11 protein-coding genes are annotated in these 11,222 nt (G+C 69.5%); 5 read left to right on the forward strand and 6 right to left on the reverse strand.

Going from position 1 to position 11,222, the window contains the following annotated elements:
* Positions 1–645: 645 nt before the first annotated feature.
* The 5 genes from ACP4J3_RS50045 to ACP4J3_RS50065 are packed head-to-tail and all read right to left on the reverse strand — an operon-like array spanning position 646 to position 7,201.
* Positions 646–1,581, reverse strand: a complete 936-nt coding sequence (locus ACP4J3_RS50045; RefSeq protein ID WP_426544865.1) for a dihydrodipicolinate synthase family protein — start codon at positions 1,579–1,581, stop codon at positions 646–648.
* The gene (locus ACP4J3_RS50050) at positions 1,581–2,600 is read right to left on the reverse strand and encodes an oligopeptide/dipeptide ABC transporter ATP-binding protein (RefSeq protein WP_426544867.1); all 1,020 of its coding nucleotides are present in this window, start codon (positions 2,598–2,600) and stop codon (positions 1,581–1,583) included. Before ACP4J3_RS50050 ends, ACP4J3_RS50045 begins: the two co-directional genes overlap by 1 nt.
* A gap of 5 nt (positions 2,601–2,605) precedes the next feature.
* Positions 2,606–4,594 (reverse strand): dipeptide/oligopeptide/nickel ABC transporter permease/ATP-binding protein, encoded by a 1,989-nt coding sequence (locus ACP4J3_RS50055; RefSeq protein WP_426544849.1) that lies wholly within the window; start codon positions 4,592–4,594, stop codon positions 2,606–2,608.
* Positions 4,591–5,550: an ABC transporter permease gene (locus ACP4J3_RS50060; protein WP_426544851.1), complete on the reverse strand. Its 960-nt coding sequence runs from the start codon at positions 5,548–5,550 to the stop codon at positions 4,591–4,593. Before ACP4J3_RS50060 ends, ACP4J3_RS50055 begins: the two co-directional genes overlap by 4 nt.
* A gap of 22 nt (positions 5,551–5,572) precedes the next feature.
* On the reverse strand, positions 5,573–7,201 hold the full coding sequence (locus tag ACP4J3_RS50065) for an ABC transporter substrate-binding protein (protein ID WP_426544853.1): 1,629 nt from the start codon (positions 7,199–7,201) through the stop codon (positions 5,573–5,575).
* Between the two features lie 270 nt (positions 7,202–7,471).
* On the opposite strand from ACP4J3_RS50065, the gene ACP4J3_RS50070 reads away from it, so the two are divergent.
* The 4 genes from ACP4J3_RS50070 (at position 7,472) to ACP4J3_RS50085 (ending at position 9,999) form a co-directional block, all read left to right on the forward strand.
* Positions 7,472–8,203 carry a FadR/GntR family transcriptional regulator gene (locus ACP4J3_RS50070; RefSeq protein ID WP_426544855.1) on the forward strand — a complete coding sequence of 244 codons (732 nt, stop codon included), beginning with the start codon at positions 7,472–7,474 and terminating at the stop codon, positions 8,201–8,203.
* A 93-nt stretch (positions 8,204–8,296) separates the two neighbouring features.
* Complete coding sequence (locus ACP4J3_RS50075; RefSeq protein ID WP_426544857.1) at positions 8,297–9,031, forward strand: transglycosylase SLT domain-containing protein; 735 nt, start codon at positions 8,297–8,299, stop codon at positions 9,029–9,031.
* Positions 9,032–9,231: 200 nt separating this feature from the next.
* Positions 9,232–9,645 (forward strand): hypothetical protein, encoded by a 414-nt coding sequence (locus tag ACP4J3_RS50080; protein WP_426544859.1) that lies wholly within the window; start codon positions 9,232–9,234, stop codon positions 9,643–9,645.
* Positions 9,646–9,762: 117 nt separating this feature from the next.
* On the forward strand, positions 9,763–9,999 hold the full coding sequence (locus tag ACP4J3_RS50085; protein WP_426544869.1) for a hypothetical protein: 237 nt from the start codon (positions 9,763–9,765) through the stop codon (positions 9,997–9,999).
* 140 nt (positions 10,000–10,139) lie between these two features.
* On the opposite strand, the gene ACP4J3_RS50090 is transcribed toward ACP4J3_RS50085, so the two are convergent.
* Entirely contained in the window at positions 10,140–10,790 is a 651-nt protein-coding gene (locus ACP4J3_RS50090; RefSeq protein WP_426544861.1) for an NADPH-dependent F420 reductase, read from the reverse strand.
* 74 nt (positions 10,791–10,864) lie between these two features.
* Here ACP4J3_RS50090 and ACP4J3_RS50095 point away from each other — a divergent pair, with 74 nt between their 5' ends.
* Positions 10,865–11,209, forward strand: coding sequence for a winged helix-turn-helix transcriptional regulator (locus ACP4J3_RS50095; RefSeq protein ID WP_426544863.1), 345 nt, complete (start codon positions 10,865–10,867; stop codon positions 11,207–11,209).
* Positions 11,210–11,222: the final 13 nt, after the last annotated feature.

The raw sequence follows: 11,222 nt of genomic DNA on the forward strand, positions 1-11,222 counted from the left end.
GCACCGGACGCCGTTTCCTCACCCCCGCCGCCCCTAACCATTCCCGTCCCTGGGGGCTGCCGCCTCTGGCTCGCGACTCCGCGGAGCGGCAGCCATCGGGTTGATACTGGGCGCTCAGGCGCCCTGTGCGTCGGGTTCCCGGTAGGGGTTACCCTCCGCAGGGGTCACAGCCCAGTAGGTCTCGACCATGGATTTGAACTGACGGTGTGTGGGATTCAGGCCTGTGTGTTTCAGCGCCCAAATCTCAACCGGAGCAGGGTCGTTGTCCCGCGCTGGGGCTTCCGCGCCGCACGCGATGCACACCTGTCCATGGCTGCCGCTATTGCTGCGGGCGGAAGGTGGTCTGAATATTCGGCAGAGTACGTCTCGGTTTATATAGTCGGTAATGGGCCTATTTCGACTCCACTTTGCCGGGTCTTCGAAGTTGAGCGGTGGCTCAGTCATGAGCGAGTGGCCGATTTGGGCCACCGGCAACCCCAGTTCCGCCTGTTCACGGCCGTCGAAGCCGACCCGAACGGGCCAGTTGCCGATCCCCGCGAAGGGCGAAGCCGCACGGCTGTCGGCTTGCGGACCGCTCAAGTTTGAAGATCCACTTCGTCCCTTCAGGATGGGAGGGGTAGGGGTGGCAGGGGCGAAAAAGGGCGGCTACAGCAACCCTGCTCCGGCCAGAAACTTCCCCACCCGCTCCACCTCCTCCGGCGACAACGGCACCTGAGGCTCCGCCGTCGCCGGGCAGTCGATCACGCCCCGCAGGTGCAGGGCCGCCTTGAAGGCGCCGATGGCCGAGGATCCGGAGCCCATACGGGCGGGGTCGCCGACGGCCACCAGACCGAACAGGGCGCACAGGCGTTCCTGTTCGGCCCGCGCCCTGTCCCGGTCACCGGCACGGCACAGCCGGTCGAGGCGGACGTAGCCGTGGGGGTCGACATTGGCGAGCCCCGGCACCGCCCCGTCCGCACCGACCGCGAGCGCCGCGTCGACGATCAGCTCGGAGCCGGTCAGCACGCTGAAGCCCTTCAGGCCGGGTCGGTTGCGGACGCCCACGGTGACCTGGCGGAAGGCGGCGAGGTCACCGCTGGAGTCCTTCAGGCCCGCCAGCGTCCCCTCGGCGGCGAGGTCGAGGACCACCTCGGCGGGGAGTTTGGTGTGGACGGCGGGCGGGAGATCGTATGCGATCACCGGGACCGGGGACGCCGCCGCGATCAGGCGGTAGTGGCGGGCGATCTCGGCGGGGTGGGTGCGGGCGTAGAAGGGGGCCGTGGCGACGACCGCGTCCGCGCCCGCCTGCGTGACCTCCCGTACGTGGTCCAGGACCCTCGGCGTCGTCATGTCGATCACGCCAGCCAGCACGGGCAGCTCGCCGGCCACATGCCGTACCGCCGTCTCCACCACCAGCCGCCGCTGCCGGTCCGTCAGATACGCCACCTCCGACGTCGAGCCGAGCACGAACAGGCCGTGCACCCCGCCCGCCATCAGATGGTCGAGCAGCCTGCGCAGTGACGGGACGTCCACCTCGCGGTCCGGTGTCAGGGGCGTGCAGACGGGTGGGACGACACCGGTGAGCGGGGTGGGCATCATGATCAAGGCTCCCTGGAACTGTGGCTCTGTCGTACGAGGTCGCGCGTCGCCTCGCCCTCCTCCACCGGATGGTGACACCTGTAACGGTGCTCGGGGCGAGACGCGGCCGAGAAGTCCGGCATCACTTCCGCGCATACCTCGTTCGCCTTCCAGCACCGCGTCCTGAAGGGGCACCCGCTCGGCGGACGCGTCGCCGACGGGACCGGGCCGACCAGCGGGATCGGGTCGATGGGGTCCAGCAGGCCGGGGGTCGCGGAGAACAGGGCGCGGGTGTACGGGTGCCGGGAGCCGTCGGTGACGTCGGCCGCCGGGGCCTCCTCCACGATCCGGCCCAGGTACATCGTGATCACCCGGTCGCTCATCCGGCGTACCGTCTGGATGTCGTGCGAGACGAACACCAGGGCCAGGCCCAGCCGCTCCTTCAGGTCGAGCAGGAGGTTCAGGATCTGGGCGCGCACCGACACGTCCAGCGCGCTCGTCGGCTCGTCCGCCACCACCAGATCGGGGTCCAGGGCGAGCGCGCGGGCGATGGCGACGCGCTGGCGCTGCCCGCCCGACAGCTGGCCCGGCAGGGCGTCGGCCAGGGCGCGGGGGAGGCCGACCAGGGACATCAACTCCCTTACCTTGTCCTCGCGTTCGCGTTTGGTGCCGCGCTCGTGCACGTCCAGCGGGTCCCGCAGTATCTGGCGGACCGGCAGGCGGCGGTTCAGCGCCGTCGACGGGTCCTGGAAGATCATCCCGGTTCCGGCGCCGACCGCCGTCCTGCGCTCGGCCGGGCTCATGGTCCACAGGTCCCGCCCTCGCAGGGCCACCGTTCCGGACGTCGGCCGCTGCACGCCCACCAGCACCTTCGCCAGCGTCGACTTCCCGCACCCCGACTCGCCGACCACACCCACCGTCTCGCCGGGCGCGATGACGAGATCGGCGCCGGTCAGGGCGTACACCTTGTCCCGCGTGAACAGGCCGCCGCTGCGCGCCTTGTGCACGACGTGCGCGTCGGACAGCTCCACCAGCGCGTTCACCGTACTCAATTGACGACCCCGCTTTCCGAGCGATCCGTGGGCGCCAGAACGATCGCCGGGTGATGGCAGGCCGCGGTGTGGGTCGGGGTCCCCGTCAGGACGGGTGCCGTCGTCCGGCACACCTCGCTGGCCAGCGGGCAGCGGTCCGCGAAGCGGCAGCCCGCCGGGAAGTCGGCCGGAGACGGTACGACGCCCTTGATCTGCGTCATCCGCTCCTGCGCCGATTCCAGGGACAGCACACTGCCCAGCAGTCCGCGCGTGTAGTGGTGCGCCGGTGCCTCCACCAGGTCCGCAGTCACGCCCGTCTCGACGATCTGACCGCCGTACATCACGACCACCCGGTCGGTGACGTCCGCGATCAGCGCGAGGTCGTGCGAGACCAGGATCAGGGCGAAGCCCAGCTCCTCCCGCAGCCTGAGCAGCAGCTCTATGATCTGCGCCTGCACGGTGACGTCCAGCGCGGTCGTCGGCTCGTCGGCGACGATCAGCTTCGGGGCGCGGGACAGGGCCATGGCGATCAGGACGCGCTGGCGCTGGCCGCCGGAGAGTTCGTGCGGGTAGCTGCGCAGGGTGCGTTCGGGGTCGAGGCCGACCAGCGTCAGCAGTTCGTGCGGGGTACGGCGGCCGCCGCGCCGTACGACCTGTTTGAGCTGGGCCCGGATCGTCATCGCCGGGTTCAGGGACGACAGGGCGTCCTGGTAGATCATCGCCATCTCGTGGCCCAGCAGCCGTCGCCGTACGCGCATCGGCTCACCCACCAACTGCCGCTGGTTGAAGCGGACATGGCCGCGCACCCGGGCGCCCTTCGGCTCCAGGCCCATCACCGCGAGCGCGGTCAGCGACTTGCCGCAGCCGGACTCGCCGACCAGGCCCAGCACCTCGCCGGGCTGCACCTCGAAGCTGATCCCGTCGACGATGTCCACGCCGGCATGACGGCTCTCGAACCCGATCGCCAGGTTCTCCACCGCCAGTACCGGCTGCCGTCCCTCGGGGAGCGGTCGGGCCCGTGAGCGCAGCCGCGCCGCCGCCTCCGTCAGGCCGGGTAGCTGGAGCACCTCGCCGCTGCCGGGTTCGGGGGCCTGAAGGCGGTCGTGCTCGTCCTTCACGTCGACCTCGCGCGCCGACGGTGCCGCCCACGCGTCCGACACGCCCTCGGAGAGGATGTTCAGGGACAGGACGGTCACCAGCATCAGCAGGCCGGGGAAGACCGTCGCCCACCAGCCGCCGGTCAGCACCATGTTCTTGCCGTCGGCGATGACGCTGCCCCAGGAGGGGTCGGGCGGCCGGACGCCCGCGCCGATGAAGGACAGCGACGCCTCGAAGACGATCGCCTCCGCCACCTGCACCGTGCAGAACACCAGCACCGGCGCCGCGCAGTTGATCGCCACGTGCCTCAGTACGATGTGCGGCGTCCGGGCACCGATGACGCGTTCCGCCGTGACGTAGTCCTCGCCGTACTGATCGAGGACGTTCGCCCGTACGACCCTCGCCACCGGCGGTGTGAACAGGAACGCGATCGCGCAGATCAGGACCGTGATGCCGCCGCCGAAGACCGCCACCAGCACGGCGGCCAGCGCGATGCCCGGGAACGCCATCACCACGTCCAGGCAGCGCATCAGCGTCTCGTCGACCGCCTTGCGCGAGGTCGCCGCGAGGGCGCCGATCAGGGCGCCGACCACGAGCGCGAGCCCGGTCGCGCCGAGGCCGATGGCCAGCGACCAGCGGGCGCCGTACATCAGCCGGCTGAGGATGTCCCGGCCGAGGCTGTCCTGGCCCATCCAGTGCTCGGCGGACGGGTGTCCGGTGCCGTCCACGGGCGGCTGCTGGTCGAGCGGGTCGTGCGGGGCGAGGACCGGGGCGAGCACCGCCATCAGGACCACGACGGCCAGGAAGCAGACGGCCACCTTCGACAGCGCCGGCAGCTTGCGCCAGCCGCGCAGGCGGATGCCGGGCCGGGACAGCGCCTCGGCCAGGCGCTTGCGGTTGAACGTCACGTCGCCTCCCGCAGTCGCGGGTTGACCAGCAGATACAGGATGTCGATGACGAGGTTGACGACGACGAAGCCGATCGCCGTGGTGAGGACCACGCCCTGGACCACCGCCGGGTCACCGTTCTTCACGGCCTCGATCATGAGCTTGCCCATCCCGGGGAGGGAGAAGATCGTCTCGATGACGACCGCGCCGCCGAGGAGATAGCCGACCCGCAGGCCGAGGACGGTCAGCGGGTTGATGAGGGCGTTGCGCAGCACGTTCCGGCCCACGACCACCCGCGGCGGCAGACCGCTGCCGATCGCCGTCCGCACGTAGTCCTTGTCCAGCTCCTCCACCACCGACGTGCGCACGATCCGGGTCAGTTGCGCCGCCACCGGCAGCGACAGCGCGAAGGCCGGCAGGGTCATCGTCTTCAGCCAGCCGGTGAAGGAGTCGGCCGGGTTGATGTAGCCGCCGGTCGGGAACCAGCCGAGGTCGACGGCCAGGTACTGGATCATCAGCAGCGCCAGCCAGAAACCGGGGGCCGCGACTCCGGTGAGGGAGACGACGCGGATGATCTGGTCGGGCAGCCGGTCGCGGTAGATGGCGGCCGTCACGCCGCCGATCAGCGCCAGGACGACCGCGATGCCGAGGCCCATGAAGGTGAGCTGGAGGGTGAGCGGCAGCGCGGTGGTGACCTGGTCGACGACCGGCGCCCGGGTCAGGGCGCTGATGCCCATGTCACCGTGGAGCAGATCGCCGACGAAGGCGACGTAGCGGACGGGCAGCGGATCCAGCAGGCCGTTCTGCTCGCGGAAGTCGTGCAGCTGCTGGGGTGTGGGGTTGGCGCCCTGGAAGAACGCGGACGCCGGGTCGACGTCCGAGAACCGCATGACCAGGAACACGAACAGCACGATGCCGAGCATCAGCGGCACGAGCAGGGCGATGCGGCGGGCCAGGATCCTGACGACGGTGACCACGGAGAGGGCTCCCGATGCGGGGTCAGGCCCACTTGGCCTGGAGGAGGTTGATGCCGGGGTACGGCTGTGCCCTTATCCCGGTGAGCTGCTGGGGGTTCCAGGCCGTCATCAGCTCGTTGTGGACGACCGGGTAGAGCACCGCCTGCTCGGCGACGACGTCGATGTAGTCCTGGATCATCGTCTTCTTCTTGTCGGTGTCCGGCTCCCGGGTCGCCCGGTCCATGTCCTTGAAGAGCGCCTTGGCGACGGAGTCGTCGGCCCACCGCGTGTACTGCATCCACAGGTTCTCGGGGCCGTAGTTGTAGTGCATGATCAGGTCCGCGTCGAGGCCGAACTGGTTGGGGTTCGAGGCCGCGGCGACCACCTGGTAGTCCTGCTTCTGGTCCATCTTGGTGAAGACGGCCGTCGTCTCCTGCGGGGACAGGGTGGTCTGCACGCCGATCGCGTCCCACGACGACTTGATGGTCGGCAGGCAGTCCACGATCCAGCTCACGTTGACGGCCAGGATCTCGATCTTCAGCCCGCTGACCCCGGCCTCCTTCAGCAGCGCCTTCGCCTTGTCGGGGTCGTGGTCGTAGACGGTCTTGGCTCGCCGGTAGCTGGGGTTGGACTCGTTGAGGAAGGAGGAGGAGGCCTTCCCGTGCCCCTTCAGCGCGACCTCGATCATCTTCTCGGTGTCGATGGCGTAGTGCAGGGCCTGGCGCACCCGGACGTCGTCGAAGGGCTTGTGCCTGGTGTTGAACATCAGGAAGAGGTTGTTCATCCCGGCGCCGCCCGCGACCGTCAGCCCGCCGCTCTCCAACTGCCCGATGTTGGCGTACGGGATGTTGTCGGCGATCTGCGCGCCCGCGCTGGCGCCCGAGATCCTGGCGACGCGGGGGGCCGCGTCCACGATCGTCAGCCAGTTCATCTTCTTGAAGGCGGGCTTGCGCGGGCCGTTGTAGTCGGCGAACGCCTCGAAGGTGGTGTTCGACTTCGGGTGGTGCGCGGTCTGCCGGTAGGGCCCCGAGCCGATCGCCTTGCCCTTGATGGCGTCGTCCCAGCCACCCGGCCGGGAGAACACGTGCTTGGGCATGATCTTCGCGAGGGTGAGCCGCGCAAGCCCGTCGGGGAAGGGGAACTTGAGCACCAGCTCGACGTTCTGCGCGTCGATCTTGCGCACTTCCTTCAGCCAGCTCGCGAAGAAGCCCTTGGCGAGGGTCTGGGTCTTGGGGTCGAGGATCCGGTCGAAGACGAAGACGACGTCGTCGGCGGTGACCGGCTTGCCGTCGTGGAACGTGGCGCCCGCGCGCAGCGTGAACGTCCAGGACGTGGCATTGGGGTCGGCCGGCACCTGGGTGGCGAGCGCGGCGTACGGCTCCCGCGAGATCGGGTCGGTGTCCAGCAGCCCCTCGTAGATGTGGTTGTTGGCGGCCATGCAGAAGGCGGACGCCGTCTGGGTGGGGTCCCAGCTCCCGTCGTTGCCGTAGCCGATCACCGCGGTGAGCGTCCGGTCCTGGCCGCCGCCCCCGCCGGTCTCGTTCGTGGACTGGGGCCCCGACGAACAGGCCGACAGCGACGCGGAGACGGCGGCGGCCGCGCCCAGCGCGCCGGTGTACTTCAGGAACGACCGGCGGTGCAGCGCCGGCACGTCGTGGGTCACGTCGCGCACGGGTCCTCCAGCGGAGAAAGAGCTCGGAAGCGGCTCGGAAGCGGCTCGGAAGGATCTCGGGATGTTTGAGGAGATACGACGTCCTACGTCCTGACGGTCAGCGCGACCATAGGTGGGGCGATGAGGGCGGTCAAGAGATCTCACACGAATGGCGCATCTGCCACAGGTCGGACCAATGGTGCTTTGAAATGGCGCGAGTTGATTCCTCGTCAGGGGCCTATCCGGCGGACATGGGACGTGGGACGTCCAGGTGCGCGTACCATGCGCCGCATGCCGGGGCAGCCCAGGAACAGCCGTACGTCTCGTACGTCCGAGGAGTCCAGGAACAGCCGGATCCAGCGCCAGGTCATGCAGCTGATCATCGACCGCAGGCTCCAGGCCGGCGCCCTCCTGCCCACCGAGGCCGAGCTGATGGAGGACCTCGGCGTCAGCCGCAACTCCGTGCGTGAGGCGCTCAAGGCGCTGCAGGCCCTCGACATCGTGGAGATCCGGCACGGCTACGGCACGTATGTCGGCGAGGCGTCCCTCACTCCCCTGATCGACGGTCTGACCTTTCGCACGCTGGCCCGGCACGACCATGACGACTCCGGGGCGCTGGCCGAGATCCTCCAGGTGCGGGAGGTGCTGGAGGAGGGGCTGATCCGGCGGGTGGCGGCGACGGTGACGGAGGCCGAGCTGGACCGGCTGGAGGCGGTCGTGTCGAGGATGGAGGCGGCCGGGCGGGCGGGGCGGCCCTTCCCCGACCTGGACCGCGATTTCCACGAGCTGCTGTACGCCTCGCTCGGCAACGACCTCGTGCCGCAGCTTCTGGCCGCTTTCTGGACGGTCTTCCGTCGCGTCAACGGCGCCCGCGGCCGCCCCGACGACCCCTCACCCGAACTCACCGCCCGCTGGCACCGGGACATCGTCACGGCCCTGCGCACCGGGGACGTCGAGGGGGCGCAGCATGCGATGGCGGTCCATTTCCGGGGCATCGAGGCACGGGCGCGACGGCTCGGCTGACGGCGGTGCGACATCGCGACGCGCAGAGTTCTTGCCGCCGATTCGGCCACTCGACCGCCTATTCTTGCGAACGCTCGAACTTTTGATCTAGCGATGCTGGAAGGAAACCGTGTGAGCGGGAACTTAGTGCGGGGATTCGCGGTGGTCTCTGCCACTGCGGTCACCACTGTCGGCGCCGTTGCGGGAGCTGCCCAGAGCAGCACCGGCCAGTCGGTGAACGACACCGAAGCGACAGCGAGCAACTCGACCCTCCTCGCGGACTTACCCGCGGGGCAGCAAGCTCAGGTGCCGTCGGCCTCCCTGACTCAGCAGGCCGACTCGCAGACCATCGCCGCGGACAACAGTGCGAGGAAGACCGCGGCGGAGGCGGCCCGCAAGCAGGCCGCGAAGGACGCGATCGCCAAGCAGAAGGCCGCGGCCGAGCAGAAGGCCCTCGAGGAGGCCAAGGAGCGCGAGGAGGCGCGGCAGAAATCCAGCCGGTCGTCGACGGACTCCTCGGCGACGAACATCTCCAGCCCCCCGGCGCAGTCCTCGTACACCGCTGCCCAGGTCAAGGCCATCGCACAGCAGATGGTGCCCGGCGATCAGTTCCAGTGCTTCAGCAACATCGTGCAGCACGAGTCCGGCTGGAATTACAAGGCGGTCAACCCCTCTTCCGGGGCCTACGGTCTCGTACAGGCCTATCCCGGCTCCAAGATGTCGTCTGCCGGAGCCGACTGGCGGACCAATCCGGCCACGCAGATCAAGTGGGGCCTGAACTACATGAACGACCGCTATGGCAGTCCCTGCGACGCCTGGACGTTCTGGCAGGCCAACGGCTCCTACTGAGCCGACGCCGCTCAGGCCGCTCAGCCCTGGGCAGCTCCTCACCGTTCTAAGGGTGAGGAGCTGCCGCATGTGGGTCGGTCGGCCCGGCGCCGTAGCGGCACCGGCACCGGCACCGGCACCGGCACCGAGCGGGCCCTCGGCCCAACTTCCGTGATACACCGGGAAGATCAGCGAAACGTGAGCAGAGAGGACACTGGTCCATGGTCCGACCGACGACCTCGACTCCCCTCCCGGGCGACACGAAGGTACTGTCCATCGGGCTGCACCCGAGTGCGCTCGACTACAGCCGGATGCCCGACGGCCTCGACGAGGCGGTGCTCACTGCCCGGATCGAGGCGGCGAACGCGGCGCTGCGCGAAGCGGGGTTCGATGCTGTTCCGTGCCTGATCGACATCTCTCCGGACCGCGCCGAGGCGACTGTCCGGGAGCAGCTCCAGGAGCACGCGTTCGGCTTGGCGATGATCGGCGGTGGCGTGCGGATGCTGCCGGAGAACACCCTGCTGTTCGAGCGGCTTGTCAACCTCCTCGCCGAGGCGGCACCCGGGATCCGGCTGTGCTTCAACACGACGCCGGAGGACACGGTCGAGGCGCTGAGGCGGTGGATCCAGGCGTAGACGAGGGGTGGCCTACCAAGAGCCGTCTGCATACCTGTCGCATGCGCGACGTCGCCGCCCGCGCGCGGGTCTCACTGGGCGCCTCACCGCGCCGAAGCACGGATCTGGGTCGCGTTCATCGCTCAGGCAGCTGTCAACCAGCCACTCGCCGGCCCGCTGAGAACCAGCTACACGGCCCTCCAGAACGTCCTCGTCCGCCTCATCACGGAGGCCACCGAGGGCGGCTCGGCCGACGAAGGCACCACGCCGCCCGACCCGCGGCACGAGGCTTGCACGCTGCTGGAAGTCCTGCGTGCGCACCTGGCCGGCCTCTGGCGGCGCCTCGGCGCCACTCGCCCCCTAAAGGCTGTCTGACACTCAGGGCACTCATCGCCTCGCGCGTGCCGTGCGCAGGCGTCGGAAACCGTGCAAGGCGGACGTCGTGGTCATAGCCTCGGTCCGCGAACAGCGGGTCGGGGCTGCGGCGCGGCCGTCCGACGTGGCCTGTCCGGTTCCTAGCGTCTCGGTCCGGTGGCATAGGCCAGCGGGGGTGCGATCGCTTGCGCGTCGGCTCCCTCGCCGACCCATAGCCCGATGAAGAGCGCGGCGGTCGCTTCCAGGAGTCCGGCTCGTTCGAGACCGCCGGCGGCCACCGGTTCGCAGCCGGCATGTCCCACCAACTGGTGGACAAGTGCGAGAGCCGTCTCGTCGTCTCCGCAGACCGGAACGGCCAATGGCCGGCCGTCGAAGATGGGCGGCGACATGCGCCACACGTCCTCGTGGCAGAGGTTGAACGCCTTGACCACATGAGTTCCCGGTGCCGCCGCGGCCAGTTGCTGTGCGGCCGAGCGGCCGCCCGGTGTCAGCAGCAGGAAGCCCGGACCCACCGGATTGGAACAGTCGATCAGCACCTTGCCGTCCAGGACCGCCCGCAGTTCCCGCACCACGCTCGCCCCCGCGCCGAAGGGCAGCGCGGCCAGCACCACCTGACCGAACTCGGCCGCCGCGCGGAGACTGGCAGGCTTCGCGCTACCCCCGACGCGCCTCGCGAGCCGCTCCGCCTTGTGCACGTCCCGTCCTCCGATGGCCACGTCGTGCCCGGCCCGGACCCAGTGGGTGGCCAGCGCGTCCGCCATGTTGCCCGTGCCCAGTACGCCGATTCTCATCACGCAATTCCTTCCAGGACCTGATCGGACCGTTCGCAACGACGCTAGAAGACCCGTCGGGCACCATTTGGTACGTGACGACCGACGCTTTCCTCGCCGACTGCCGCGCCCGCCTGGCCTTCGACCTCCTGTCCAACACCTGGAACGCCGTCGTGCTCTGGGCACTGCGCGACCGCCCCAGACGCCCGGTCGAACTGCGCGAGCAGATCGGAGGGATCAGCTCCAAGGTCCTCACCGAGACGCTGCGGCGCTTGCAGTCCAACGGCTTGGTGCACCGGCAGGCGCACGCCGGAGCGCCACCGCGCGTCGAGTACGAACTCACCGCCCTGGGCCGGACTTTGCTGGCACCCATCGAGGCTGTCGGAGCATGGGCCTTCGAGCATGGCGACGAGGTCATGGCCGCCCAGGAAGCCGAATGACAAGGGGCCGTAT

The sequence above is a fragment of the Streptomyces sp. UG1 genome, from assembly GCF_049974585.1.
Lineage (GTDB): Bacteria > Actinomycetota > Actinomycetes > Streptomycetales > Streptomycetaceae > Streptomyces.